Source organism: Cohnella sp. CFH 77786 (assembly GCF_019400745.1).
Lineage (GTDB): Bacteria > Bacillota > Bacilli > Paenibacillales > Paenibacillaceae > Cohnella.
In genome coordinates, this window is record NZ_WJIB01000009.1 from 120,564 (window position 1) to 145,504 (window position 24,941).

30 protein-coding genes are annotated in these 24,941 nt (G+C 58.9%); 23 read left to right on the forward strand and 7 right to left on the reverse strand.

Annotated features, from left to right (window positions below; genetic code table 11):
- Positions 1 to 18 precede the first annotated feature (18 nt).
- Both cyoE and GE107_RS14580 read left to right on the forward strand, forming a co-directional pair.
- Positions 19 to 876, forward strand: coding sequence for a heme o synthase (gene cyoE, locus GE107_RS14575; protein ID WP_219640708.1), 858 nt, complete (start codon positions 19 to 21; stop codon positions 874 to 876).
- Between the two features lie 6 nt (positions 877 to 882).
- The gene (locus GE107_RS14580; protein WP_219640709.1) at positions 883 to 1,545 is read left to right on the forward strand and encodes an SCO family protein; all 663 of its coding nucleotides are present in this window, start codon (positions 883 to 885) and stop codon (positions 1,543 to 1,545) included.
- A gap of 60 nt (positions 1,546 to 1,605) precedes the next feature.
- Here GE107_RS14580 and GE107_RS14585 read toward each other — a convergent pair whose 3' ends face one another.
- The 3 genes from GE107_RS14585 to GE107_RS14595 all read right to left on the reverse strand — a co-directional run bounded on the left by GE107_RS14585 (position 1,606) and on the right by GE107_RS14595 (position 3,474).
- Positions 1,606 to 1,968 (reverse strand): DNA primase, encoded by a 363-nt coding sequence (locus tag GE107_RS14585; RefSeq protein ID WP_219640710.1) that lies wholly within the window; start codon positions 1,966 to 1,968, stop codon positions 1,606 to 1,608.
- An 82-nt stretch (positions 1,969 to 2,050) separates the two neighbouring features.
- A complete protein-coding gene (locus GE107_RS14590) occupies positions 2,051 to 2,212 on the reverse strand; it encodes a hypothetical protein (RefSeq protein ID WP_219640711.1) in 162 nt (53 codons plus the stop codon).
- Positions 2,213 to 2,265: 53 nt separating this feature from the next.
- Positions 2,266 to 3,474: an MFS transporter gene (locus GE107_RS14595; protein WP_219640712.1), complete on the reverse strand. Its 1,209-nt coding sequence runs from the start codon at positions 3,472 to 3,474 to the stop codon at positions 2,266 to 2,268.
- 212 nt (positions 3,475 to 3,686) lie between these two features.
- Between GE107_RS14595 and GE107_RS14600 the strand changes: the two genes are divergently transcribed.
- From GE107_RS14600 to GE107_RS14630, 7 genes are all read left to right on the forward strand, one after another.
- On the forward strand, positions 3,687 to 4,136 hold the full coding sequence (locus GE107_RS14600) for a hypothetical protein (protein ID WP_219640713.1): 450 nt from the start codon (positions 3,687 to 3,689) through the stop codon (positions 4,134 to 4,136).
- Between the two features lie 74 nt (positions 4,137 to 4,210).
- On the forward strand, positions 4,211 to 5,350 hold the full coding sequence (locus GE107_RS14605; RefSeq protein ID WP_219640714.1) for a transglutaminase domain-containing protein: 1,140 nt from the start codon (positions 4,211 to 4,213) through the stop codon (positions 5,348 to 5,350).
- 80 nt (positions 5,351 to 5,430) lie between these two features.
- Complete coding sequence (locus GE107_RS14610) at positions 5,431 to 7,479, forward strand: peptidoglycan D,D-transpeptidase FtsI family protein (protein ID WP_370636428.1); 2,049 nt, start codon at positions 5,431 to 5,433, stop codon at positions 7,477 to 7,479.
- Positions 7,480 to 7,580: 101 nt separating this feature from the next.
- Positions 7,581 to 8,324: an HAD family hydrolase gene (locus tag GE107_RS14615; protein ID WP_219640716.1), complete on the forward strand. Its 744-nt coding sequence runs from the start codon at positions 7,581 to 7,583 to the stop codon at positions 8,322 to 8,324.
- A 7-nt stretch (positions 8,325 to 8,331) separates the two neighbouring features.
- On the forward strand, positions 8,332 to 8,838 hold the full coding sequence (locus tag GE107_RS14620) for a DUF456 domain-containing protein (protein WP_219640717.1): 507 nt from the start codon (positions 8,332 to 8,334) through the stop codon (positions 8,836 to 8,838).
- Positions 8,839 to 8,862: 24 nt separating this feature from the next.
- Entirely contained in the window at positions 8,863 to 9,582 is a 720-nt protein-coding gene (locus GE107_RS14625; RefSeq protein WP_219640718.1) for a ThuA domain-containing protein, read from the forward strand.
- Positions 9,583 to 9,600: 18 nt separating this feature from the next.
- Positions 9,601 to 11,232 carry a putative polysaccharide biosynthesis protein gene (locus GE107_RS14630; RefSeq protein ID WP_219640719.1) on the forward strand — a complete coding sequence of 544 codons (1,632 nt, stop codon included), beginning with the start codon at positions 9,601 to 9,603 and terminating at the stop codon, positions 11,230 to 11,232.
- On the opposite strand, the gene GE107_RS14635 is transcribed toward GE107_RS14630, so the two are convergent.
- A complete protein-coding gene (locus GE107_RS14635; protein WP_219640720.1) occupies positions 11,229 to 12,455 on the reverse strand; it encodes a DUF2515 family protein in 1,227 nt (408 codons plus the stop codon). The two genes, GE107_RS14630 and GE107_RS14635, sit on opposite strands and share 4 nt — an antisense overlap.
- Positions 12,456 to 12,591: 136 nt before the next feature.
- Between GE107_RS14635 and GE107_RS14640 the strand changes: the two genes are divergently transcribed.
- The 8 genes from GE107_RS14640 (at position 12,592) to GE107_RS14675 (ending at position 19,192) form a co-directional block, all read left to right on the forward strand.
- Positions 12,592 to 12,942 carry a thioredoxin family protein gene (locus tag GE107_RS14640; protein WP_219640721.1) on the forward strand — a complete coding sequence of 117 codons (351 nt, stop codon included), beginning with the start codon at positions 12,592 to 12,594 and terminating at the stop codon, positions 12,940 to 12,942.
- Between the two features lie 264 nt (positions 12,943 to 13,206).
- On the forward strand, positions 13,207 to 13,761 hold the full coding sequence (locus tag GE107_RS14645; protein ID WP_219640722.1) for a hypothetical protein: 555 nt from the start codon (positions 13,207 to 13,209) through the stop codon (positions 13,759 to 13,761).
- Entirely contained in the window at positions 13,758 to 14,276 is a 519-nt protein-coding gene (locus GE107_RS14650) for an accessory gene regulator ArgB-like protein (protein ID WP_219640723.1), read from the forward strand. The genes GE107_RS14645 and GE107_RS14650 overlap by 4 nt, the downstream gene beginning before the upstream one ends.
- Before the next feature lie 7 nt (positions 14,277 to 14,283).
- Positions 14,284 to 14,409, forward strand: a complete 126-nt coding sequence (locus GE107_RS14655) for a cyclic lactone autoinducer peptide (protein ID WP_219640724.1) — start codon at positions 14,284 to 14,286, stop codon at positions 14,407 to 14,409.
- A 298-nt stretch (positions 14,410 to 14,707) separates the two neighbouring features.
- Positions 14,708 to 15,661 (forward strand): COX15/CtaA family protein, encoded by a 954-nt coding sequence (locus GE107_RS14660; protein ID WP_219640725.1) that lies wholly within the window; start codon positions 14,708 to 14,710, stop codon positions 15,659 to 15,661.
- 64 nt (positions 15,662 to 15,725) lie between these two features.
- Positions 15,726 to 17,492, forward strand: a complete 1,767-nt coding sequence (locus tag GE107_RS14665; protein ID WP_219640726.1) for a UbiD family decarboxylase — start codon at positions 15,726 to 15,728, stop codon at positions 17,490 to 17,492.
- 144 nt (positions 17,493 to 17,636) lie between these two features.
- A complete protein-coding gene (locus tag GE107_RS14670; protein ID WP_219640727.1) occupies positions 17,637 to 18,356 on the forward strand; it encodes a Cthe_2314 family HEPN domain-containing protein in 720 nt (239 codons plus the stop codon).
- A gap of 29 nt (positions 18,357 to 18,385) precedes the next feature.
- Positions 18,386 to 19,192, forward strand: a complete 807-nt coding sequence (locus GE107_RS14675) for an SDR family oxidoreductase (RefSeq protein ID WP_255570511.1) — start codon at positions 18,386 to 18,388, stop codon at positions 19,190 to 19,192.
- Between the two features lie 39 nt (positions 19,193 to 19,231).
- Here GE107_RS14675 and GE107_RS14680 read toward each other — a convergent pair whose 3' ends face one another.
- Positions 19,232 to 19,480 (reverse strand): NifU family protein, encoded by a 249-nt coding sequence (locus GE107_RS14680; protein ID WP_219640729.1) that lies wholly within the window; start codon positions 19,478 to 19,480, stop codon positions 19,232 to 19,234.
- 98 nt (positions 19,481 to 19,578) lie between these two features.
- Here GE107_RS14680 and GE107_RS14685 point away from each other — a divergent pair, with 98 nt between their 5' ends.
- A complete protein-coding gene (locus GE107_RS14685; protein WP_219640730.1) occupies positions 19,579 to 19,845 on the forward strand; it encodes a YuzB family protein in 267 nt (88 codons plus the stop codon).
- A 33-nt stretch (positions 19,846 to 19,878) separates the two neighbouring features.
- Here GE107_RS14685 and GE107_RS14690 read toward each other — a convergent pair whose 3' ends face one another.
- Together GE107_RS14690 and mqnE are read right to left on the reverse strand one after the other, a co-directional pair.
- Positions 19,879 to 20,940, reverse strand: coding sequence for an NAD(P)/FAD-dependent oxidoreductase (locus GE107_RS14690; protein WP_219640871.1), 1,062 nt, complete (start codon positions 20,938 to 20,940; stop codon positions 19,879 to 19,881).
- A 77-nt stretch (positions 20,941 to 21,017) separates the two neighbouring features.
- Positions 21,018 to 22,118 carry an aminofutalosine synthase MqnE gene (gene mqnE / locus GE107_RS14695; RefSeq protein WP_219640731.1) on the reverse strand — a complete coding sequence of 367 codons (1,101 nt, stop codon included), beginning with the start codon at positions 22,116 to 22,118 and terminating at the stop codon, positions 21,018 to 21,020.
- Between the two features lie 252 nt (positions 22,119 to 22,370).
- Here mqnE and GE107_RS14700 point away from each other — a divergent pair, with 252 nt between their 5' ends.
- From GE107_RS14700 to GE107_RS14720, 5 genes are all read left to right on the forward strand, one after another.
- Positions 22,371 to 22,841: a hypothetical protein gene (locus tag GE107_RS14700; RefSeq protein ID WP_219640732.1), complete on the forward strand. Its 471-nt coding sequence runs from the start codon at positions 22,371 to 22,373 to the stop codon at positions 22,839 to 22,841.
- Positions 22,842 to 22,960: 119 nt separating this feature from the next.
- Complete coding sequence (gene erpA / locus GE107_RS14705) at positions 22,961 to 23,320, forward strand: iron-sulfur cluster insertion protein ErpA (protein WP_219640733.1); 360 nt, start codon at positions 22,961 to 22,963, stop codon at positions 23,318 to 23,320.
- Positions 23,321 to 23,488: 168 nt separating this feature from the next.
- Positions 23,489 to 24,166, forward strand: coding sequence for a YheC/YheD family protein (locus GE107_RS14710; RefSeq protein WP_219640872.1), 678 nt, complete (start codon positions 23,489 to 23,491; stop codon positions 24,164 to 24,166).
- 277 nt (positions 24,167 to 24,443) lie between these two features.
- Entirely contained in the window at positions 24,444 to 24,587 is a 144-nt protein-coding gene (gene sda, locus GE107_RS14715; RefSeq protein ID WP_370636429.1) for a sporulation histidine kinase inhibitor Sda, read from the forward strand.
- 2 nt (positions 24,588 to 24,589) lie between these two features.
- The gene (locus tag GE107_RS14720; RefSeq protein ID WP_219640734.1) at positions 24,590 to 24,787 is read left to right on the forward strand and encodes a hypothetical protein; all 198 of its coding nucleotides are present in this window, start codon (positions 24,590 to 24,592) and stop codon (positions 24,785 to 24,787) included.
- Positions 24,788 to 24,941 lie beyond the last annotated feature (154 nt).

Consider the following 24,941-nt stretch of genomic DNA (forward strand, 5'->3'; position numbering starts at 1 on the left):
AATTTAAGGAGGAAACCCGTGTTTAAAGATCTCGTGGCCCTAACCAAACCGCGCATCATCCGGCTCAACCTGATCGCGGCTTTCGGAGGTTTCTGGGTCGCTTCCAAATGGCATATCGACATTCCGCTGCTGATCTGGGTATTGATCGGCTCGGCTTTGACGATGGCTTCCGCCTGCGTGTTCAACAACTATCTGGACCGGGATTTCGACACCAAAATGGCGAGAACCCGGGATCGGGCGCTTCCGCAAGGCCGGCTTCGCCCTTCCTTCGTGCTCGCTTACGCCGTCATTCTGGGCGCGGCGGGACTTGCCGTGCTGTTCTTCCTGGTCCATCCGATTACCGGATGGCTCGGATTATTGGGCATGTTCGTCTATGTCGTCATTTATACGATGTGGCTGAAACGCAATTCGACTTGGAGCACATCCATCGGCGGCGTCTCCGGCGCGATGCCCCCGGTCATCGGTTACTGCGCGGTGACGCAGACGGTGGACGAAGGCGCCTGGATCCTGTTCGCGCTTCTGTTCCTATGGCAGCCCGCCCATTTCTGGTCGCTGGCGATCCGCAGGCGCGAGGAATACCGCGAGGCCGGATTTCCGCTGCTTCCCGTCGTCAAAGGCGTGACGCGCACCAAATGGCAGATGCTTCCTTATATCGCTCTGCTCTTGCCGGCATCGATTCTGATGTACCAGTACGGTTACGCCGGCAGAGTTTTTCTGATTCTGTCCCTGGCTGCGGGCGCGGTTTGGTTCCTCCACGCCGTCTCCGGCCTTCGCGCCAAGGACGACGAGAAATGGGCGAAGACGGATTTCTTCCTCTCCATCAACTATTTGATGGTGATGTTCCTGGTCATGATTCTGGATACGCAAGGGGTGTGACGGAAAGTGGAACAACAGCAAACGGAGGAACAACCGGAAGCGAAACAAGAACAGCGGATATCGGCGAACCGGAGGCGGTACGCTTTTCCTTTGACCTTGCTGGCGGTCTGTCTCGTTCTGGGGGGATATATCCTTTGGAACCAGTATGGCGGATCGAAGTATGAGAAAGGCGCGGACTTCTCTTATACCGATACGGATGGCAATACCGTCACTTTGGCCAATACCAACGGCTCCGTCCGCCTGTTGTATTTCTTCTTCTCCTATTGTCCGGACGTATGTCCGCCGACCACCTTCCTGATGTCGCAGGCGCAGGACGAGCTGAAGAAGGAAGGCCTGTTCGGGGATAAGGTTCAATTCCTCTCGGTGTCCATCGACCCGACCCGGGATACGCCTGAGCGACTGAAGGAATTCGCGGGCAAGTTTGACGCAGACCTCAGCGGGTGGAAGTTCCTGCGGGGCGACGAGAAGGAGACGGCCGATCTGGCCCGGAAATACCAGATTCTCGTCACCAAGGACGATGAGGGCAATTTCGGGCATATGAACCTGATCGTGCTTCTCGACAAAAAAGGGAGAATCCGCGATTGGATCTCCGCGAACGATTATTTCGCGAACGGAGACAAAAACCTTCCGCTCAGCGACTTCGTGAAAAAGATCAAAGATGCGATGTAAAATGCGAATGATCGATAAAAGCCGCCGCACCGAACCTTCCGTTCGGGCGGCGGCTTTCCTTCACAGAGGATATGGCCGATAAGGGACCGGATCCGGGTAGAGGATGTACTCGCCAAAGCCGGCTTTCTCCAACTGTTGAATGAGATACTCCTCCGGCGTTCCTTCGACGCCCTTGTAGCCTTTGCGGGTATAGAGATGTTCCGCGTCGGGAAAGACGTCCCTCAGCATTCCGCGGATCCGGCTGCCGGAAGAATCGTTGTCCAGAAACAGGAAAACCTGCCGATGGCCCACTGCTTTGCGGAGCGTCTCGATGCGGCCCGAATTCGGCGTCCCGAAGGTGCAAAACACGGGAATCAAGGGTGACAGGACGCGGGCAAGGCGGCTTTTGTCGTTTTTGCCCTCCACGATAATGGCGACATCCATGGCGAGAACCCCCGTTTCGCGGCGTTAGGCGGCATTTTTTGTTGAAGATATTGTACCACGAATGAGGCCGGGGTAGTTCGAATCAGCAAAACTTCAGCACGATCACGAGCAAAACGAACAGAATCAGAATCATCAAAGCGGCAAATGGAGAATTGAAAAATCCGGCTGGCGTCGTCATTCCCTTATCCCCCGTTCCGTAGCCCGGAATGCGCCCCCGGCAGAAGCCGGCACGGGCGTGGGCCATGATGCATGATATGCCGCCGGGCGGGCTTTGACGTGTGCGGATACCCAGTTCCGTCAAGCCGGCGGTGCGGCGGTGCGGCCTTGCCAGCCCTCATGGAACGGACGGCGCGGGTAGAGAAGCACCATCGCGATCATGAGCGCCAGGAAGGACAAGAAAAAAGGGGAGATCCGGTCCCGAATCGCCCCGGCGGCCACCGGACCGATGAAGGAGCCGATGGAGAGGGAGATCGACAGGAAGGAGAACGTCCTGCCGTACCGGGATGCCCCGCTCAACTGAAGCAGAAACGAGGTCATCGCCGGGAAGAGGATCCCCTTGGCCATCCCGATCACGAACAACACGGCAATGAGGGGAAGCGGCCAGCCCGCGGCAAGCGCGTAATAGGAGCAGGCCAGCAGGGCCATTCCCGCGAGGGTGCGGGGGTACGGCAAATAACGGTTCAAGAACAGCAGTGCGAGCGTGGCGAGGGCTCCGAGACTTACGACGGAGAACAGCAATCCCGTCGTCATCACTTCCGAGCTCGAATGGGCGCGCATCGGAAGCTCGAACGACAGAATCCCTTGGGCGCAGGATAACGCGACGGGAAGGATGAACACGATCCACGGAAACTTTCCCCTGCTCTCCGCTTCGAGAGCAGGGGAAACGGAGGGCTCGCGGCCCTTAGCGTCCGAATCGCGCGCAAGCTCTCCGGGTACGCCGCCGCTGTTCATCGGAAGCTTGGCGGGTTCCCGGATGAACATGATCGAGGTGATGCCGGTAAACAGCAGGATCCAGCCCAGCACGGTGAACGAGGCGTTGAAGCCGATCGTGGCCGCGAGCCAAGCGCCCGCCGCGGGGGAGACGACCGACGCGACGGTGTGGACGAGCCCGTTGCCCGCCATCAGCTTGCCTTGGTGAACATGGTCGCGGGCCAGCCGGGCGAGCAGCGACATGCAGGCCGGAGACAAGAAAGCGAGCACGAAGCCGCTCACCGAACGGATATAAAGCAAGTGCCACGGGTCGGTGACGCGGGCTTGCAGCAGCAGAAGCAATCCTGCGCCCGTCAAGCTCGCGGATATGAACAGACGGCTGCCGAAGCGGTCGACCCCGTACCCGGCCAGCAGATTGCCGGGAAGGTGGGTGAGCGAATACATCCCCATCACGAGTCCGATGAAGGAAGGCGCCGCTCCCAGCGACACGGCGAAGGGCGTCAGCATCGGATATTGGGCGTGAAGATCGAAAAAAGCGACGAACAGGAATAAGTAAAGCCAGACGGCGGTTTTCAATTCATCGACCTCCCCTTGTCCGCTATCGGCGGCCTATCCTACTTGTACGTAGCGACGGCTCGGGATATGCCCTCGTTTACGGGGGACAAGTCCGTAAGGTATAATGAGAAGGATGCAGGCAATCGCCGGGGGCTCCCCCGATAGTAATCGGAATAAGCTGCAGAGCTTGGCGTCACTTTCGGGGGATTAAATTTAGAGGAGAGTCGGTTTTCATGTTCAACCCCGAGTCGTGGACTCCGGAAGCGTGGATGCAGTTTCTGCAGGATCATTGGATCGTTGTGGCGGCGGCGGTCGTCGTCGTCATTGTGGTTATGAAAGTGGTCAAAACGGTGCTCAAATGGGTGCTCGCCGCCGCGATCATCTTCGGCGTCGTGGCCTATGGCGGTTACAGCATCGACGATTTGGCCGCGATCGGAACCAAGGTGGAGACCGAAACGAAGGACGCGATCCTCAAAGCCGCCCTGGATGAGGCTTCCAAAGCGAAGTATTCCGATAACGGGGACGGGAGCTATACGATTCAAACGCCGAATCTGGAATTGACGGGCGTTCCGAACAGCGGAGAAGTGAAAATTTCCTTTCACGGCGTCCCGGCGGGCACGTGGAAAGTGGAAGGCCCGATTCGAACCCTGATCGAGAAAGCGAGAGCATCGAACCAGAAGTAAACGGTCGGCCCGTCCCCCCGCGGGCCCTTTTTTATCATTTAAATTGGAACTCAATCGTGCGGGAAGGTGATGAGATGTCCGGCCGGTCTGCGTGGAGCTTTATCGATACGAACCCGGTGACGGTTGTCCTGCTGGCCATCGTCGCCCTGTCGCTGCTGCAAGGCGTACGCAGGGGGGCGTCCGGGTCCGCCAGGCAGCTGTTCCATTTCCTGATCCATTCCGTCGTTACGGTCGGCGCCGTCGCGGTGTCGGCGTATGCCGCCTCCTCCTTCTCCGGCGACGTGCAGGCTTGGCTGAGCGTTCACGGCATGGCCCGGCCTTCGCCGGACGCCAATACCTTCAAACAGCTGAGCTACGCGGTCGTTTCGGGACTTCGGGATTTGCCGCTCTTCCGGTTCGCCGCGCTTTTTCTGCTCGTTTACACGATGATCCGGCTGGTGACGGGCGTGCTCGCCGGATGGTTCGCCGCGTTCGGTTCCGCGCCGTTCGCGATCATGCCCTCCGGCGGCGTGCTCGGCCGGACCGCCGGCGGCGCAATCGGCGCGGCCATCGGTTCGGTCCGGGCGCTGCTGCTGACGGCGGTGCTGTTCGGCTATTGCGCCCTGTTCCCGCATGGCCCCTATACCGGGGACATCCAGCAGTCGGCGTTGTACCGCGAGGTGGCGGCCCAAGTCATCCGTCCGGCGGCCGGCCCGCTGCTCGAACGAAGGCTGCCGGTATTCGCCCGGCAGATGACGGGCGAGCTGGACCAGCTCTGGCAGCGCCGTTACGACGTCATCGACGCCGAGCTGCCCGGCGACATCGTGAGAGCCGCCCAATCGATCACCAAGGGCAAATCCGGCGACGAAGCCAAAGCGCGCGCGTTATACGAATGGATCGGCACCCGGATCGCGTATGATTACGATAAGGTCAAAGCATATGAAGAGCGGGGCGAATGGCGGGAGCAGAACCCGGAGACGACGTTCAAGACGCGCAAAGGCGTATGCATCGACTATGCCCGCCTGTATGCCGCGATGGCAAGGGCCGTCGGGCTCGACGCCAGGGTCGTAACCGGCGCCGGCTACGACGGACGCGGCGGGTACGGGGCGCACGCCTGGAACGAAGTGTATCTGTCGGAAAAGGGCAAATGGGTGCCGCTGGACCCGACCTGGGCGAGAACGGGCGATTGGTTCAACCCGCCGCGATTTGCCGATACGCATATCCGCCAAGCTTGATCGAACTTTTCGCCGTTTTGCGCCGTCTAATATTCCGGAATCTTTTCTTATAAGCAATGAAGGCTGGGAGGTTACCCGAAGTGAGCAATTCCTCGACGGAAGAAGCGCAGAAAAGGGAGTTGCGCAACCGCCGCCATTTCAGCTTCCGTTTGAACGTGTTTTTTTTCGCGACCTTTTTCGTCTTTTCGATCCTCATCGTCCGCTTGGCGATTTTGCAGTTCGTGGACGGGCCTACGCTGAAGGAAGAAGAGCACAGGATGGGGACTCGCAACGTGCCGATTCCCCCGATCCGCGGCAACATTTACGACTCCGAAGGTAGGCCGATCGCCTATTCCACGTCCACCCAGTCTCTCTATTTCACGCTCGAGCCGGGAACGAAGAGAGAAGAGGGCCAGGATTTGGCGGCCAGGCTCGTTCAAGTGTTCAACCGATACGGAGACCCGAAGGAAAAGCCGCTGACCGCGGAGGAAGTGTTCGATTATATGGATTTCGAAGGCGCGGTACACCTGCCGTTCCAGCCCAGACGGATCAAGTCAGGGTTGACGAAGGAGGAGATCGCGTACTTCTCGGAACATCGGGAGCAGTTCAAGGGCATCGACGTCGTCGAAGAGAGCATCCGTCAATACAGTCCCGACAAAGTCGCGGTGCAGCTCGTCGGTTACATGAAGAAGTTCAGCGGAGCGGGTTCGCTGGACAAATACAAGGACATCGCGGCCGAGGAAACCGATCCGACGCTGGAATATCTCGACACCGAGGAGGTCGGGTTCGACGGCCTGGAATTGATGTACCAGGAGGAACTGCGGGGCCGCAACGGACTCAAATCGTACCCGGTCAACAACGAGAGCCGGATCATCGGGCCGATGCAGCTGACCAAGCCGGTCAAAGGGGACAATTTGTACCTGACGATCAACAAGGACGTCCAGCTGGCGACGCAGCAAGCGATCATGGACCATCTGAAATTCATGAAGGAAGCGCCTGCCACCTCGATGTTCCACGACGGCTATCAAGCGACGACCGGCTATGCCGTCGCCATGGAAGTGAAAACGGGCAAGGTCGTGGCGATGGCCAGCATGCCCGACTACGATCCGAACCTGTGGCAGGGCGGCATCAGCTCCAAAGAGTACGAGGCAAACAAATTTTATATCGGCAACGGGGCGATCCGCGAGGTGCAAGCGCCGTACGCGGACGACAAGGAGCGAATGAAGCATCCTTCTTCCCTGGTTTTTTTGGGTTCTACGCAGAAGCCGCTGACGATACTCTTGGGACTCGCGGAGAAGCTGATCACGCCGCAATCAACGTTCCGGGATCCGGGATATTTCGCATTCGGGTCGAAGGGACACGAGGTCAAGGTCCGCAACTCCCACAACGCGGCGAACGGTCTTCTTAACCCGTCCACCGCGATCGAGAAGTCTTCCAACGCCTACATGTCCGCGATGGTCGGCAACGCGCTTTATTTGCGAGACGGAAACGACGGCGTGGACATTTGGGACACCTACATGAAGAAATTCGGACTGGGCGTGACGACGGGCAGCGGGTTGCCCGGAGAGTCCAAGGGCGTTCCGAACTATTTCGACGAAGCCAAACGGGGCAGCCCGCAGTCGGCCCTGATCTACGCCTCCTTCGGCCAGCAAGGCCGCTACACGGCGTTGCAGCTGGCCCAATACGCGGTCATGCTCGCCAATCACGGGAAGCGGCTGAAGCCACAGTTCGTGAACGAAATCAAAGATGCCGCCGGCAACGTGGTCCAGCCTTACCAGACGGAAGTGCTGAACACGGTCGAATTCCCGGATTCCTACTGGCGGACGATCGAGAAAGGCATGGCGAAGGTCAGTGTCCAGGGCTTCGAAGGGTTCCGCTACAATTTCTACCGCAAAACGGGTACCTCCGAACAGGACATCGCCGGCGGCCGCGTCGAGAACGGCGTGTTCATCGCCTACGCGCCGGCGGAAAACCCGACCCTGGCCGTCGCGGTCGTCGTGCCGCAGGGCGGCTACGGCGGCTGGGCGGCGGCGCCGATCGCGCGCAAGATTTTCGACGCGTACGATGCGGCCGTCGGGCTGACGGGCACGCCGTACAAGGCGTCCGTTCCGACGGGCGGCACGCCGGTCGCGACGGGACAAAACCCTTAACGACGAAATCCGCTCCCCCAGGGAGCGGATTTGTCGCAAATGTGGTAGAATGACGATGATTCGGCAATACGGCCAGGCCAAGAAAGAGAGGAAACGACGACATGCCGAAGTATCGCTTGCTCGCGCTGGATCTCGACGGGACGCTTCTGAACGACCGCAGCGAAATCAGCCCCGCGAATGAGGAATGGATTCGGCGCGCCCGCGAGGCGGGAGTTACCGTGATCTTGTCCACCGGCAGGGGGTTTCCCAGCGCTTTGCCGTTCGCGGAGCAGCTTGGGCTGGACGGTCCCATGATCACGGTGAACGGCGGGGAAATTTGGCGCAAGCCCCGCGAGCTGCACCGCCGTACGTTGCTGGACGCCGATATGGTCATGCGGCTGCACCGCCTGGCGGAACGACACGGGGATACGTGGTTTTGGGCGTACTCGACCGAGAGCGTCTACAACAAGGAACGCTGGGTAGACGATACGCCCTCCCGGCAATGGCTGAAGTTCGGCTATTACACGGAAGAGCTTGCGGTATTGAATGAGATTTTAAGCGAAATCAAGACGTGGGAAGGACTGGAGATCAGCAATTCCTCCCCCTTCAACATCGAGGTGAACCCTGCCGGCGTCTCCAAAGCGTCCGCGATCGAAGAGGTGTGCCGGATGATCGGCTGCGGGATGTCGGAAGCCGCGGCGGTCGGCGACAGCCTGAACGATATCGCGGCGATCCGGGCGTGCGGACTGGGGGTCGCCATGGGCAATGCCCAGGAAGAAGTGAAAGAGGCAGCCGATTTCGTGACGTCAAGCCATCAGGAGGACGGCGTCGCCCGCATGATTCAGGAATACGTGCTAAAGGCGTGATCCCGGTATGGATATGATCGGATGGCTGCTGGTAACGGCTTTGTTCGCGCTCGGGATGGCCGGCGCGGTTTTCCCGGTGCTTCCGGGAGCCCTTGCGATTTACGCGGCATTTTTCGTGTACGGGTTATTCTTCACGTTCGCCAAGTTCGGGTTCTGGTTCTGGACGTTCCAGACGTTGATCGTCGTGCTGCTGTTCGTGGCGGATTATCTCGTGAACGCCTGGGGAGTCAAGAAATACGGGGGCTCCAAAGCTTCCGTCGTCGGCAGTACGATCGGCATCCTGATCGGACCGTTCGTCATTCCGGGATTCGGTCTGATCATCGGGCCGCTGGCCGGAGCCGTCATCGGGGAAATGATCGACGGAGTCGCCCGCGGCGTCGCGCTGGACCGCGAGTTCTTCGTCCGGTCGCTGAAAGTGGGTTGGGGAGCGCTGATCGGACTGCTGAGCAGCACCGTCGTGAAAATCGTCCTGCAGCTGGTGATGATCGCGCTGTTTATCATTTGGCTAATATAGCCTACAAACCTAGGAGGAGTACATATGGTTCGCGTTACGGTATGGAACGAGTTCAAGCATGAGCAAATTCACGAAGAAGTCCGCCGCGTATATCCGGAAGGATTGCACCGCGCGATCGCGGAAGGGCTCGAAGGGGATCCGGAGTTTCAAGTCCGAACGGCAACGCAGCCGGAGCCCGAGCATGGGCTGACGCAGGAAGTGCTGGACAACACCGACGTGCTGGTTTGGTGGGGCCACATGGCACACCATGAGGTGGACGACGCGATCGTGGACCGCGTGTTCGAGCGGGTCCTGAACGGCATGGGTCTCGTCGTGCTTCATTCGGGCCATTTCTCCAAAATTTTCAAAAAGCTGATGGGTACGAGCTGCGATCTGAAGTGGCGCGAGGCGAACGAGAAGGAGCGCATTTGGACGGTTGATCCGTCCCATCCCATCGCCGCCGGCATTCCGGAGCATTTCGAAATCAAGCCGGAGGAAATGTACGGGGAGCACTTCGACATTCCGGCGCCGGACGAGCTCATTTTCATCAGCTGGTTCGAAGGCGGAGAAGTGTTCCGCAGCGGCTGCACTTGGCGCCGCGGACAAGGCAAAATCTTCTACTTCCGTCCGGGCCATGAGACGTATCCGACGTATTACAACCCGCTGGTGCGCCGCGTTATCTCCAACGGCGTGAAATGGGCGGCGCCGTCCGGCACGCAGAAGCCGGTACGGGGGAACCATCAGCCTCTTGAAGCGATCCGCTGAATCGAGGCTTGACATCCGGTGAAAAAAGACACGCTCCTTAAAGGCACGCTCATCCTCGCCGCGGCCGCGCTAACGGCGAGGGCCCTCGGCCTGTTCCAGCGGGTGCCGCTCGAGCACGTGCTGAACGACCAGGGCGATATCTACTACGGCGTGGCCAACAACGTTTATCTGTTTCTTCTCGTGGTGGCCACGGCCGGTCTGCCCAGCGCATTGAGCAAGATGGTGTCCGAGCGATACGCGCTCGGACGGGAAGACGAGGCGCGTCAAATCTACCGCGCCGCGCTGCTGTTCGGCGCCGCTGCCGGCCTCGTGATCACGCTGTTCATGCTTGGGCTCGCCCCGCTCATCGCGGACTCGATCATGAACGAGCCGGGAGCGGCGGCCTCCATTCGCGCCATCGCGCCGTCGCTGCTGCTGTTTCCCGTGATCGCGATGATGCGCGGATATTTCCAGGGACGCCAGTATATGTCCGCCGGCGGCATTTCCCAAATCGTCGAACAAATTCTCCGGGTGACAGCGGCGATCGGAATCGCGTTCACGTTCGCCGCGTGGGGCTGGGGCGACGAGAGCATCGCCGCCGGCGCCTCGTTCGGCAGCGTGTTCGGCAGCATCGGCGCATTCCTGGTCATGCTCTATTACGCGCGCAAGCTGTCCGCGGGCGACAAGGCGTCCGGGGGAAACCGGCGGTCGAAGCCGGCCGGCAGATTGAAGCTGTCGGGTATTTACCGCGAGCTGTTCCGGCTTTCCGTTCCGATTATCTTTACTTCCGTCACCGTACAGCTCACGTACACGCTGGATTCGATCCTCATCAAGCCGCTGCTCAGCGGGCACTTCGCCCCAGACACGATCTATATGTGGGGGAGCGTGCTGATCCAGCGCGCGCAGTCGATTGCCGGCATCCCGGTGATCCTGGCGGTGGCTTTGGGCCAATCGATCATCCCGGTCATTTCTTCGGCTTATGCGACGGGCGACAAGGTCAAGGTCGGGAAACAGGCGTCGCTGGCGATCCGGATCGCCGTTTTCAGCGGCATGCCGATCGTGCTGGTCATGTCCGTCGGCGCTTACAGCGTCAATGCTTTGCTGTTCAGTACGAGCGAGGGAAGTCCGATCGTCGCCATGCTGACGTTCGGGACGATTTTCCAGATCGGCATGATGATCACGAACTCGATGCTGATCGGGATCGGACAACCCCGCAAAGCGACGATGCACGTCATAACGGGCATGCTCATCAAGATCGCGCTCAGCTTCGCGCTCGCTCCGTGGCTTGGCGTGTACGGCCTCATTCTCGCCACGTCCTTCTGCTTCATCTGGGCGCTCGGCTTCAACATTCTCAGCCTGAAGAAGCGCACCGCCATGCAGGTGATCGAGCCGCGCCGTTGGGCCGGATTCCTGGCGACGATCGCGATGGTGGCCGGCGTTCTGTGGGGGCTGGAGTGGGGCGTGCTGAACCTTCTGAGCGGAGTGCCGGACAAGGTTGGCTATTTGCTCGCCTTCGCGGCGATGGGCTTCGCGGCGGCGGGCCTCTACCCGACTCTGCTCGTGATGCTGAACGTGATAACCCGGGAAGAGGCGGAATCTTACCCGAGACCCCTGCGCAAGCTGCTCGCGCCTCTATTCCGCATCCGGGGGAGCCGGGCGCGCGGCGTTTAGAAGACGTCTTGCTTCAAACGGACGGCGGCCTGCCATTTGTGCTGGCCCAGCAGATGCTCCGCGGTCATATCGATGATGCGCGGCGCCTTAAGCGGGGTCAGATAGGCGAGTGCCGACCGGTCCCGGAACCAGTCCGGCGGCGCCGATTCCGGCAACGGCCGGTCGGGCCATGCCGCTTCGAGCGGCGGACTGTACCATCGAATGCCGGCGGAGAAGTCCCGGTCGGGGGACGTCCCGCCGGTTTTTCTCTTGGCGGCGGAGAACCGCTCCGGCCAGTAGTCGCTGCGGGAACCCGTATGCGGCACCTTCGCCGCGAAGGCCGTCGCCTCGGTGAGCACCCTGGGGTAGCCGAACAGCATCGCGTACAGGCTTTTGCCGAACTCGACGCGCTCCCGCAAATCCGGGAAGTTCTCGAGTACCCTGCCGGCCAGGGGGATCGGTCGGCCGGCATTGCGGCTTGCGCTCAGGAGGGGAAACACGATCTGGTTCGTTTGCAGATACGGGATCGCGCGGAAAGAAAGCGACTCGAAGACGCGTTCCCGGAAGAAGGCACGTTCCACGACCGGTCCTTGGATGACGTGCTGTTCGTTGATGATCAAAGCGACCGTGAGCAGGGCAGACTCCCGCGTGCTCCAAAACCGTTCCCAGAACGGCGCCATGAAGGAGGAAACGCCGAACGAAGGCAGCAGCGCGAACAAGGGCATTCCGTATATGCGGCTTTCCGCGTAGAGCTTCAGCTGGGGGTAGGCATCGCGGAAGATGAGCGCGTTGCAGGCCTCCAGCAGGGCGAATTGGACCTCGGCCGATTCCGGCCTCAGCAGCCGAGGCAGCCATTCCCCTTTCAGGTCGGTCATGGACCAGCCGCCGTTGCGGGACACGAGATGCGCCAGCAGCGCCCAGTGAAGCTCGGGATACTCCCGGTACATATTCCAATAAGCCTGCGTGCGCGTCACGTTATTAAGGTTCCACGCCTGGGTTTCTTTGCGGATCCGAGACGCCAGTTCGGCCTGTTCCTTCTTCGGGGGTCCAGCGGCATGACGGCCGCCGGCTGCCCCGGATCGTTCAAGCTTATTCTCCAGCAGCAGCGCGATTTCCCGAACGGCTTTGTCCGGGACGGCCAGCGCCGCCCGTTCGGCCGTCAGGACGGAAGAACGCCGCCAGGCCGTTGTTTTCCGAACGAAGCCGCGCGCCAGCGCGCCGGCGATCTCCCAAATCGATGTCACACGGCAAAGCTCCTTTTCTGCGATTTTCACGGCACGGAGCTTGAGGGCGGCGAACACTTGATGCATGTTACCCTCAGGCGTATAATATCCGTACGATATTCGGCCTTTACGCGGGGCCCTTTAAGGAGGAGACAGCATGCAGCGCATCACGGACGAGTCCGCTTTTCGCGAACGGGCCGCAAGCGAAGGCTTGACGGTGGCCGTATTCAAGACGACTTGGTGCAAGGACTGCCATTACATCGAACCTTTTATGCCCGATGTGGAGAAGGCTTATGCGGATAAAATCGCGTTCGTCGAGATCGACCGGGACGACATGCCCGATCTCTGCTCCGAACTGAACATCCTGGGCATTCCCAGCTTCATCGCTTTCCGGAACGGCCGGGAGCTGATCCGCTTCGTCAGCAAGCTCCGCAAAACCCGGGAAGAAATCGAACAGTTCCTGGACCGTGCGATCGCGGTCTCGGAAGCGATGCCGGCGCAAGCGTGAACTCCGGCGCGGCCAACCGATCAACCTTTCTTCCGGCCGGAAGAAAGGTTTTTCTATTTTCTTCTAATCGGCACAGGCATTTTGGTTAAAAATCTTTCATCTTCCTCCTTTTCGAGGTAAAATGGAAACGAATACAGATAGAAGAGACAGCCGTGGGGGAATAGAATGCAAGATTTTTTATTGGATTTTTCGATCAATACCTTTGAAGCTTTAGTCGTGTACTTGTTGATTATGGCCGTTTTTCGCTTTCCGATGAGAAGACACTTGCCTTTTGCGATTCTCGCCTCCGCCGTCATGGCTCAAACTTCGTATCTGATGCGGATGGTGTTCCATTTAGACAGCTACACGCCGATTTTGATCCTGTTATGGCTCATCGTTTTTATTTGGCTGTTGTTTCGGGTGCATCCGTTCTATTCGTTCCTAATGTCCGTCAGCGGCTATTTGGGTTATGTCGTCATTCAATGCGTGGTTCTGATAGGACTGCAGATCTGGATCCCCATCGAAGACATCTTAACTCCATTGCTCCATCTCAAATTGATGCAGCTGCTTTGTTCCGTCATCACCCTCGCCATTGCTATATGGTTAAACCAGAAGAGACTCGGATTCATTTTCGTTCCCGATGACGTGCGGGTTAAGGTGAAATTGACCGGCCTCAATCTGATTCTGTTCTGCATATCCGTTGCGGGAAGCCTGATCATTACGGGCGTCGTCCATAATGTGGTCAAGAGAGGCTATGTGACGACAGCAGTCGGGGCAGGGTGCTTGCTTACGATTTTGATTATCCTGAACTTTGCCTACAAAAAGGAGATGGGAGCTTGATCGAGGCCGTTTCCGAACGAATCAGCGGTTATCTCTACCGCCACAACGACCGCCGGAATGTCAGCCAAGAAGTGATGAAATTCGCTCTGATCGGGCTATTGACCAATGGATGCGTCATCGTTCTGAGCCTTATCATCGGATGGCTGGGCGGCAACTTTTCGGCTACCCTGCTCTCTTTGGCATCCATGGCCGCTCTGAGGCTGCTCGCCGGTGGCTACCATATCAACCCTCCTTCCTTGTGCATCGTCCTGTCTACTGCAGCCGTTACCTTGATCCCGTATATTCCTGCCGGCAAGCCGGTGCTTTACGTTTTTACCGCGATCAGTGCTTTACTGGTGTGGCGTTTCGCTCCCGCTGACTTGAGAGGAAAAACGCGCATTTCCGAGCGTACGCTGCAGCAGATGAAATATGGCGCTCTGCTGCTTGTTGCATCCAGTCTTTTCATCCAGTCGGGCATCATGGCGACCGCTTTATTTCTCGTTTCGCTTACCCTAATCCCAATCAAAAGGAGGTGAGGCGAAGATGAAAACGAAGTTGGTGCGTTTATTGGCCACGGGTTTGGGGCTGGCGGCAGTCATTTTTGTCACCACTGCTTGTTTTGCAGCCGGACACCGTCCCGAAGTACCTGCCGAACTGCTCAAGAAGTAACCGCCTGGCGGCTGCCGGATTCTTCCGGCAGCCGTTCCCATGAACGGAATCCGAGCCTGCCGGGATGCGACCGGCAGGTTTTTGCTTGATTCAGAAAGTACTATAATCCGCTATCCTTTTCTGAATCACCTCCGAATAAACGTCTATCCGTCCGAAAAGGACGCCGTAGCCGTTTTACTTGGTTGCGTACGGTCCGATCGGAATCGTCACAGTTTGAACATGGTATTGCCGGGCGGCCTTCTGTATAATGGGAAATGGCCAAACATGCGCCAACTTTCACAAGAAATCGGGGATGGGCATGACCCTGCACAAATATCGGATCCTAACGTTACTCACCTGCGTCGGCATGTTTCTCGTGCTCATCGCCGGCGTGCTTGTCACCAATACCGAATCCCAAGCCGGCTGCGGCACCGATTGGCCGCTCTGCAACGGCAAGTTCATTCCGGCGTACACGCTCGAATCGCTGGTGGAATATTCCCACCGCCTCATTAGCGGTGGAGTCGGCCTGCTGGTCGGGGCCGCCTTCCTCGCCACTGTGCTGTGGAAACCGGCGAAACGCAAGGAGCCGGTCTGGTACGCTTCGGCAGCGTTATTCTTCACGGTCCTGCAAGCGGCTCTCGGCGCGATGGCGGTCAAATGGCCCCAATCGGACGCCGTGCTGGCCTTGCATTTCGGCATCTCGCTGTTCGCTTTCACCAGCACGTGGCTGCTGTATACGTATGCCTCGCGCCTGGCCTCAAGCCAGGGACAGCCGGTCAGCGTAGCGGCGGACGGCAAAGCTGCCGGAGCCGTTCCGCGTTCCGTATACCATTTCGCGCTCGTTGCCTTGATCTATTGCTACGCCGTCATCTACCTGGGCGCTTACATTCGGCACACCGGATCGGGCGGAGCCTGCGTGGGGTGGCCGCTCTGCAACGGGGACGTCATCCCCGAGCTCTCGGGATCGGTCGGCGTCGCCTTCGCGCATCGGCTTGCCGCCGTGCTGATGCTGCTCCTGGTCGTTGCGCTCGTCCGGTTCATCCGGAAGAAAGCGGGAGCCGGAACCGAGCTGGGCAGAATCGCAAGGCAGGCGCTGCTGCTCGTCTGTCTCCAAGTGCTGAGCGGCGGGCTCCTGGCGATCACGATCGACGACCATGACGTGTACGTCTTCACCGCTCTGCTCCACACGGTGATCATTGCGGCGTTGTTCAGCGTCATCTGCCTGCTCGCCCTGCGGTCCCGGCATTTGTCCGGCAACCGGTCAGGCACGTAATCCGGCTTAACCGTTCCATGGAAGCCGTGAATGTCGTATTGGAAATCGGAGGCGGAATCCCGACATGATTTATTCCTCGCTGCGGCCCTACTTGGAGGCTCTTCGCGCGGATCGCCAGCTGGCGGTCATCGATGCGCCGGTCGATCCCGTTCTGGAAATCGCGGAAATCCACCGCCGCGTCATCGAACGGGAAGGCCCGGCTCTGCTATTCACGAACGTGAAGGGAAGCCCGTTTCCCGTCGTCACGAACCTGTTCGGGACGAGCCGCCGCGTCGACATGGCGTTCGGCCCGCGGCCCGAAGCGCTGACCAAGCGGCTCGTTGGCGCTTTGGATACGCTTCTCCCTCCGACGCTTCCCGCCTTGTGGCGGGAGAAGGACATGCTGCTGGACCTCGTGAAGGTTGGTATGCGCAAGGTGCCCCAGGATCAGGCGCCCGTCCTGCAGACGGCGAGAAGGGAGAAGCCGCTCGAAGGCTTGCCCGTCATCACGAGCTGGCAGGAGGACGGCGGGCCGTTCGTCACGCTGCCTCTCGTGTATACCGAGCATCCCGAACATCCCAAGCAACATAACCTGGGCATGTACCGGATGCAAATTTTCGATGCCCAGACGACGGGCATGCACTGGCAGATCCATAAGGGCGGCGGGTTCCATTATCACGAAGCCGAGAAGCGGAACCGGCCGCTGCCGGTCTCCGTCTTCCTCGGAGGACCGCCCGCGTTGATCGCGTCGGCCATCGCGCCGGTGCCGGAGAACGTGCCGGAATTGCTGCTCGCTTCGCTCATTCTGGGAGGGAAGCTGCCGATGGCGGACAACCCGCTCGGCGGTCACCGGATTCCCGCCGAAGCCGAGTTCGCGATCGTGGGGAAGGTCCCCCCGTTCGAGCGGAGGCCGGAAGGACCTTTCGGCGACCATTACGGCTATTACTCGCTTCAACACGACTTCCCGGTGTTTCACGTCGACCACGTGTGGCATCGCAAAGACGCGATTTATCCGGCAACGGTCGTCGGGAAACCCCGGCAAGAGGATTATTATCTCGGCGAATTCCTGCAGCGGCTGCTCTCGCCGGCTTTCCCGATCGTGATGTCGGGAGTCAAGAGCCTGTGGACATATGCCGAGACCGGGTTCCACTCGCTCGCCGCTGCCGTGGTCCGGGAGAGCTATTCCCGCGAAGCGCTTGGCACGGCGTTCCGCATTCTTGGGGAAGGCCAGCTCACGTTGACCAAATTCCTTATGCTGACCGATCGCTCGCTTGACCTGGCCGATTTTCCGCTGCTGCTCGAAACGGTGCTGGAGCGCTTCGATCCGGCGCAAGACCTTTTCGTATTCGCCAACACGTCGCATGACACGCTGGACTACACGGGACCCCGGCTGAACCATGGCAGCAAAGCCGTGCTGATGGGCGTCGGAGAGCCGGTTCGCCCATTGCCCCGCGAATACGAGGGAGGGCCGATTCCCGGCGTCGACCGGTTGAAGCCTTATTGCCGCGGCTGCTTGGTCGTGCAAGGGGCGGCTTATACCGAAGATCCCGGACTCGCCTCGCGCTTGGCGGAGTTCCTGCACCGGGCCGGCACACCTTGGCCGCTCGTCATCTTGGCCGATGACGCGGATATCGCGGACGGACAGACCGCTTTTCTCTGGACTACCTTCACCCGCTTCAATCCCGCCGCGGATATTTACGCCGTCAGCGATCCCGGGCGGCATCACGTGGCGTACAAGCTGCCGATCGTAATCGATGCGAGGATGAAGCCCGGGTATCCCGATGAATTGTTCCCTCGCGAAGACATCGTGAAGCTGGTGGACCGGCGTTGGTCCGAATTTTTTCCGTCTTGACGCAGGATCCCAGGCCCCGAGCATTCGGGGCTTTTTGCGCGTTGGGACCGGGCGGTCAAGGCGAATCGGTTGAGCCTTCCGCCTTCCATACGGTACAATGGGAACGGGACGAGTTCGGACGCCTGTCTGCGGGAGGAAATCGATTTGTTGCGAACGTTGCTCGGCGAGCCGCCGGCACAATGGGACGGACTTCTCCGGGAGACGGCGGAAGCCATGGAAACCTTCATTCGGCTTACAGAAGAACGTGCGTCCGGCAAACCCGGACAAGCGTCGCGTTTCCTGACGCTCGCGATATGGACGGCCGGCCTTCTCCGTTCGTTAGAGGAATTGGAGGAAAGCCTCTTCGCCGCCCGCCTGTTCGCCGGACGGATCCGGCACGATCGCTGGTCCGAGCTGTCCGATGCGGAGAAACAAGATTACAACCGGCACGTCTATTTCGACAAAAACGCCTATATCCGCATGTTCTCTTTGCTAGACAAGCTGGGGACGCTGCTTAACGATCTGCTGGGGCTGAAAACGGAGCTTGTGAAGCCGCGGTTTTCCTATTTCACCGTACTTCGCCGGCTGCGCGACACCCGGCGCTACGGGGAGCTCGAGGGTTTGCTCACCTCGCTCAAGGAGAGCAAGCGGGAAGCGATGGACCGTCTCCGGACGAGGCGGAACATGGAGATTCATTTCATGAACGCGGAGCTGCAGGATGACCTGAAAGCCGGCCGGCGGATGCACGGGGGCCCGGGCGAGACGGGAAAGCTCGAGAACCTCGCCGCCCACCTGTCCGATTCCGAGGAGGGCTGGGACATGGTTCTCGGCACGCTCAGGCATACCTTCCGCTTTGCCTGCGAATGGCTGCGCCGGATGCCTTAGAGGAAAGTGAAGGAGGCGAAAACACTTTGCTGACAGGCAAAACGGCGCTTATAACGGGCAGCGCCAAGGGACTGGGCCGACGGACGGCCCTGGAGCTTGCCGCCTCCGGGTGCGACGTCGCCTTGAATTACGTCACGAGCCGCGCCGAAGCCGAGGAAGCGGCGGCGGAGATTGCCGCCATGGGAAGAAGGGCGGTCGCGATCGGCGCCGATATCGCCCGGCCGGAAGAAGCGGACCGTCTGGTGGAAGAGGTCGAACGGAGTCTCGGAACGGTCGACATTCTCGTCAACAACGCGGGGCCTTTCATCCGGGAGCGCCGTTTGTTCGCCGATTACCGGACGGAAGACATCCATTATTTGATGAACGGCAACCTGGTCGGCACGATGCTGCTCGATCATCGCGTCTTGCCCGGCATGAGAAGCAAGGGGTGGGGGAGGATCATCCATTTCGGCTTCGGGCATGCGGCGGAAGCGAGGTCTTGGCCCCACCGGGCGGTATACGCGGCCGCGAAGGTCGGGCTCGTTTCCTTCACCAAAACGCTGGCCGTCGAAGAAGCGGCGAACGGGATTACCGTGAATATGATTTGTCCGGGCGATATCCGGGGGGATAACAAGGAGAAGGGAATTGCCGAGGTGGAGGGCGTCCTGGACGAAGAATCGCCCAGAGGGCGGCCGGGTACGGGACAGGACGTCGCCCGCGTGATCACGTTCCTGTGTCAGCCGGAGTCGGATTTCATTACCGGAAATACGATCGACGTATCCGGGGGACTCGACCCGATCCGCTCGAATCTGAAAGAAGGGGGAGCCCCCGGTAAAAATAAAGGTCCTGCCGGTTAGGCAGGACCTCTGGAGCACTTCGGTTCCGTAGAAAATCAATCAGAACACTTGAACGACTTCTTGAATGCCTTCGACTTCTTCGAGCAGTGCGCGCTCGATCCCTGCTTTGAGCGTGATCGTAGAGCTCGGGCAGCTGCCGCAAGCGCCCATCAGGCGAAGCTTGACGATGCCGTCTTCCACGTCCACCAATTCTACGTCGCCGCCGTCCCGCTGGAGGAAGGGGCGCAATTTATCGAGCACCTCGAGCACTTCGTCGTACTGGGTCGTGCTTTGTACGCTGTCACTCATGTCCATCCACTCCTTTCAAATTCTATTATAGTACAATTCGGAACGATTTCAAACGGAAGTTCGCAGCGATGGGCTCGCTTCCGGAAAGGATTTGCCGCATGCACATCGTGGAATTTTGCGTCAGCAACATGCATCACGGTACCGACAAAGTAATGGAACGGCTCGAGCAGGATCCCCGCATCGAGGTCGTCGAGTACGGCTGCTTGGGCAACTGCGGGGAGTGCTACTTGTCTCCGTATGCGCTCGTCAACGGCGAGACCGTCGTGGCGGAGACCGCCGAGGAGCTGTACGACCTCATATTCAAAGCCATCGAAGAGCAAGACGCCGAGAAATCCGCGCTGGATAAGCTATTGGACGATCTCTAACCGCAGGTGGCAATCCCCTCGCGTCTTCGTATCCTATCCGATATGATGTTTGCTCATCCACAACACGCCGCTTTTGAGCACGCGGGGGACACGTCCGATGATCGGCGTGGAGCCCATGAGCCCGAAACCGGCTTTTTTGCCGAGGGAACCGAGCACGCCTTTGAGCTTGATCCGCGGCAGTTGGATCGTTTTGCCGTCCCATCGCGCCTTGATGACGTGTGCCACTTGCTTGCCCATGGCTTCCGCCAATTGGCCGCTGGGCGAGAACGAAGAGGACGCGCAGTCCCCGACGACGTAGACGTTCGGCAAATCCGGAAGCTCGTGCCATTCGTTCACGGTCAGCCGGCCTTGCTTGTCCTTCGGAAGCTGCATGTTCGCGACCAGATCGACCGGACGAATGCCCGCCGTCCATACGGTCACGTCGGTCGGAATGGCCTCCGCGCCGTTGTGGATGACGCCTCGTTCGAGCGAAGTAATGGAAATATGAGAACGCAATTCGACGTCATGCTCATGGAACCAGGAAGACACGTATTTCTGCAGTCTGGCCGGGAAGCCGTTCAGAATGCTGCCGCTCCGGTCGAGGATCCGGATATTCAGGTCCGGGCGGCTTTCGCGAAGCTCCGACGCCACCTCGACGCCGCTTAGACCGCCGCCGACGATCGTGACCTGGCCACCGGGCCGGATATCGTTCAACTGCTGATACGTACGCCGGGTGGAAGACAAGGACTGGATGCTGCAGGAATGCTCCGGCGCTCCCGCAATCCCGTGGTAGTTGTCCGTACATCCCAATGCAATGACGAGGATGTCGTAAATGAGGGGATCGTGCCCGGACACGGCAACCGTCCGAGCCTCGAAGTCGATTCCCGCGATCTCCCCGTATACGACCTCCAGTTGCGGATGCACCGGGAAGGCCACCCGAATGTCCACGTCGGTAACCGTACCGGCCGCCAGCGCGTAATACTCGGTCTTCAGCCCTTGATAAGGCATCCGATCGACCAGCGTTATTTTGGCGTCTTTCGGAAGATCCGATTCCAGCAATTCATGGACAACCGTGAGGCCGCCGTAACCTCCGCCTAAAACCACTACATTGTTCACTTTCGCTACCCCTTTTCCGTCGTCGTTCGTATAGTATGGCACAGAAGAGACCCCGTCTACCCGACGGGGCCGGTTCATCACTCGTATACCCGAATTTCGTTGTAGAACGTATCCCGTTCCACCGGAATTCTTCCGGCGCCCTTGATCAGCCAGATCAGGTCCTCGCGGGTGATTCCTGCAGGCGTCAAGGCTCCGGCCGAATGACTGATCCGCTCGCGCACGATCGTGCCATGGGCGTCGGAAGCGCCCATCGTGAGAGCCACTTGGGTGAGTTGGGTTCCGATATTGATGAAGTAAGCCTTGATATGCGGAATATTATCCAACATCAACCTGCTGATGGCAATCGCTTTAAGATCTTCGAATGCCGAGTTCCGGCGCCGGATGCCGGCGTTCGGGCTGATCGGCTGCATGCTGAGGGGGATGAAGACGAGAAATCCGTTCGTCTCGTCCTGCAGCTGGCGGATGTGAAGCATATGTTGAACCCGTTCTTCCACCGACTCGACGGACCCGTACAGCATCGTCGTATGCGTTCGCAAGCCCAGTTGGTGGGCCGTACGGTGGACGTCGAGGTACTGCTCGATGTTCGCTTTCTCGACGCGCATCTTTTTCCGGTACTGGTCGGACAGGATTTCCGCTCCGCCTCCGGTGAGCGTCTCGAGGCCGGCCTCGATGAGCCGTTCCAGCACTCCCCGGTAGGAGAGCCCCGAAATGCGGGAAAAGAAGTCGATTTCCGCCGCGGTGTAGGCTTTCATCGTCACGTCCGGATAGCGGCGCTTGAGCGCGCGAATCGATTCGACGTAATACTCGAACGGAACATGGGGGTTATGTCCGCCAACGATATGGAATTCGCGGACGCCGGGATGGATGTGCTGTTCCACGTAAGCGATCATTTCGTCCGGCGTCAGCGTGTAAGCTCCCTCGTCTCCCTGGTCCTTGCGGAAATTGCAGAAGGCGCAGTGCGCTTCGCAGACGTTCGTGAAATAAAGGCTCATATTCTCGATGAAATATACTTTTCTTCCGTTCTTGCTGAGATTGACCTCGTTCGCCAATTGGCCGATCGTCAGCAAATCGTCGGAACGGTATAGAAATACGCCGTCTTCGAACGACAGTCTTTCGCCGTTTCTCACCTTATCGGCGATTTCCGCCATTCGCTCTGCCGCTTTCGTCGTGACAAGCATAAGTGTTTCCGCCTCCTGGTCGGTGTTGTGCCATGATTGTGAAAAAAATAACTTGTCATAGCCGGCTAATCGTTTTCCGTCCCTCAACTGTAAACATTATAATCCTATGCTTATCCCCCGGCAACTGCAAATAGTGAATTCGGATGGAAAGTATATTTCAGCGAAAAAATGGGAATCAACTTGAAATATAAACATTTAATGGTTATGTTAGTGTTGAAGGGTAAAGTTAAAGATTATCTAAAAGGAAGGTGCATGATCCTGAAAATCGAGATTTTGCCGCTGAGCGAATTAGAGCAAATGGAAGAAACGGAGAAAATCCAAACGCTGCGCCAATACAGGGAAGCCTACACGATCAAGGATTTAAGCCAAGCCTGGGGATTATCCAACCCGATCCAGTACTACATGTGGCTCAAGAAACAGCGGATCTACGAGCATATCGTCCGCAAATCGGACAAATTCGAGCCGTCCAAAGAATGGCGCCGCCTGCAAGAGAGCGAAACGCGCGACTTGGAGCGCGGCAGGGTGCGCGGTCCGTCCGCCGACCAGTTCCGCTATACGCTCGATACCGATTCGAGCGGCCCCGAGCTTGCCCAGGTGTTCCGGAGACTGTCGGATTTCCTGCAGAGCGAGAAGGGGCAATTCCGCTGCCGGATCGAATTGAAGGCATTAGCGGGACAAGTTCCGTCGACGAAAGAGTGGAAGGATGAAGAAGCCGGCGCGTAACACGCGCCGGTTTCTTGTCAGATAGAGATGCCGCCCTCGCCGGCGGCAAATGAGTCTTGAGGCGCCATGGCGCGTGGGGTATACTGTAAGGGAACAAGCGGCGAGGGAGGCATGATCTCATGGTGAATATCAGCGAATCCGCCAGCGCGAAAATCCAGGAAATGCTGGCGGCCGAGGAATCTCCGGATTTGTTTCTGCGCATCGGCGTCAAGGAAGGCGGATGCAGCGGTTTCTCTTACGGCATGGGCTTCGACGACGAGAAGCATGATGACGATAAAGTGCTGGATATCCATGGTCTGAAGGTCGTCGTGGACGAAGAGAGCGCGAAGTATTTGTACGGCGTTGAGATCGACTGGAAGGAATCCGCCATGGGCGGCGGCTTCACCATCCACAACCCGAACGCCGTCGCCACGTGCGGCTGCGGTTCGTCGTTCCGTACGGCGACGGACGCGGGCAAACCGAACCCGGACGCCTGCTGAGCCGGACGAAATACGGAATCGCGGAACCTCCCGAACCATTCGGGAGGTTCTTTGCGTTCGGACGGCCGCCGAGTTCAGGCGAATCGAGGGTGACAAGCATACAAGAACTTGTCCCTCGAATCGCGTATGAATAACGGTATAAGGGAATATCTTGGGAAAGGGGCTATGATGGACGTGGATGACCAACCGGGGCGCCAGCTCGCCAGCAAATGGCTGAAAACGAAGGCTTTGCTCGAACACCCGGACATCGCCGGACATATTCCGCCTTCCAAGCTGTTCGGTTCTTCGCGGCTGCGCAGGATGCTTGACCGTTACGGCACGGTAGTGGTAAAACCGGTCCGCGGCGCGGGCGGCAACGGGGTGATCAAGATCGCGCGGGAAAACGGAGCGTATTCGTATGCATATCGGTCCCAGAGACAGATCTTCTCCCACTTCAGCGACCTTCTTGACGCCGTGAACCGCGTCCGGAAGGGAAAGGCTTACCTGATTCAACAAGGGATCGATTTGGCCCAGATTCGCGGCAGACCGATCGATTACCGGGTGAAGTACGTCAAATCGGGCGGACAGTGGAAGTTCCGTTCCATGGTAGGCAGGGTGGCACGGCGCGGGTACTTCGTCACGAACCTGTGCCGCGGGGGAAGCCTGTTGTCCGCTGCGGAAGGATTGCGGCAATCGCTCTCGCCAGACGTTGTCGAAGCGAAGAAACAGGAGATGCGGGAATTGACGAGAACGGCTACAAGCTTGCTGGAACGGCGTTTTCCGGGCGTGAGCCGGCTCGGGTACGATTACGGCATCGACCGCAACGGACAAATCTGGATTCTGGAAGTCAATACTCGACCGCAGTAATCTCCGGCATTTGACATAATTTTCTATTAAAACCTTTAATCAGCCGAAAGCGCGGGATGAAAGTTTTTTATGAATTGGAGTTATCCATAAATTGTGCATAACTTCATCCACAATTCCCACCGTTCGACGCTTGGGACGACAGCATTCTTCAACAAATTATCAACAGAAAATCCACAAATCGCTGTGGACATCCGCAAGCTTGTCCGCTTTCTCCGCGGCGTGCTATGATGCCCTCACGAACTTCTCCAAATACCATCATTCGGAAAGGGTGAGGAACATGCTGCCGCTGCTTTCAGACGAAATGTTGCTAGACGCTTACCGGAGCGCCGTTCGACTTCGGCTTGACCGGGAATTCGTCCGGATGCTCCGGTCGGAGATCGGGCGCCGACGGCTGACGCTTCCGGAAGGTCAGGCTGTCTAGACATGCCACGCGCCGACATCGACGAGGAAGTCGCCGCGGCAATCGGTGCAGCGGGCCAAGTGCTGGCAGGCCGAAGCGCCGGCGGACGAGCCGAGCGGAGAGGGGTCATAGGGGGCATAGGGACCGCTCCAGTCGTCCCGACGACCTTCATCTTCGGCAACGGCACCGCAACGAGGACAAGACGCAGCCAGGGGGATTAATCCATTGCACACCGGACACAACAAAAAGGGCACCCTCCTTCGCGAAACCGACGGTTAACACCGGGTTTGCGAAGTAGGATGCCCAATTTGTTTGCAAATCAAGATATTCGGGGGCTCCCCCTGACTCTATCCCCAAAAAGTGAAGCCTTCCTGC

Coding starts and splice junctions, on each gene's coding strand:
- GE107_RS14655 (WP_219640724.1), top strand. CDS start 14,284: ATGAAAACGAAGTTGGTGCGTTTATTGGCCACGGGTTTGGGGCTGGCG.
- GE107_RS14615 (WP_219640716.1), top strand. CDS start 7,581: ATGCCGAAGTATCGCTTGCTCGCGCTGGATCTCGACGGGACGCTTCTG.
- GE107_RS14700 (WP_219640732.1), top strand. CDS start 22,371: ATGATCCTGAAAATCGAGATTTTGCCGCTGAGCGAATTAGAGCAAATG.
- GE107_RS14620 (WP_219640717.1), top strand. CDS start 8,332: ATGGATATGATCGGATGGCTGCTGGTAACGGCTTTGTTCGCGCTCGGG.
- erpA (WP_219640733.1), top strand. CDS start 22,961: ATGGTGAATATCAGCGAATCCGCCAGCGCGAAAATCCAGGAAATGCTG.
- sda (WP_370636429.1), top strand. CDS start 24,444: ATGCTGCCGCTGCTTTCAGACGAAATGTTGCTAGACGCTTACCGGAGC.
- GE107_RS14710 (WP_219640872.1), top strand. CDS start 23,489: ATGGACGTGGATGACCAACCGGGGCGCCAGCTCGCCAGCAAATGGCTG.
- GE107_RS14605 (WP_219640714.1), top strand. CDS start 4,211: ATGTCCGGCCGGTCTGCGTGGAGCTTTATCGATACGAACCCGGTGACG.
- GE107_RS14640 (WP_219640721.1), top strand. CDS start 12,592: ATGCAGCGCATCACGGACGAGTCCGCTTTTCGCGAACGGGCCGCAAGC.
- GE107_RS14625 (WP_219640718.1), top strand. CDS start 8,863: ATGGTTCGCGTTACGGTATGGAACGAGTTCAAGCATGAGCAAATTCAC.
- mqnE (WP_219640731.1), bottom strand. CDS start 22,118: ATGCTTGTCACGACGAAAGCGGCAGAGCGAATGGCGGAAATCGCCGAT.
- GE107_RS14590 (WP_219640711.1), bottom strand. CDS start 2,212: ATGGCCCACGCCCGTGCCGGCTTCTGCCGGGGGCGCATTCCGGGCTAC.
- GE107_RS14660 (WP_219640725.1), top strand. CDS start 14,708: ATGACCCTGCACAAATATCGGATCCTAACGTTACTCACCTGCGTCGGC.
- GE107_RS14680 (WP_219640729.1), bottom strand. CDS start 19,480: ATGAGTGACAGCGTACAAAGCACGACCCAGTACGACGAAGTGCTCGAG.
- GE107_RS14600 (WP_219640713.1), top strand. CDS start 3,687: ATGTTCAACCCCGAGTCGTGGACTCCGGAAGCGTGGATGCAGTTTCTG.
- GE107_RS14685 (WP_219640730.1), top strand. CDS start 19,579: ATGCACATCGTGGAATTTTGCGTCAGCAACATGCATCACGGTACCGAC.
- GE107_RS14585 (WP_219640710.1), bottom strand. CDS start 1,968: ATGGATGTCGCCATTATCGTGGAGGGCAAAAACGACAAAAGCCGCCTT.
- GE107_RS14665 (WP_219640726.1), top strand. CDS start 15,726: ATGATTTATTCCTCGCTGCGGCCCTACTTGGAGGCTCTTCGCGCGGAT.
- GE107_RS14720 (WP_219640734.1), top strand. CDS start 24,590: ATGCCACGCGCCGACATCGACGAGGAAGTCGCCGCGGCAATCGGTGCA.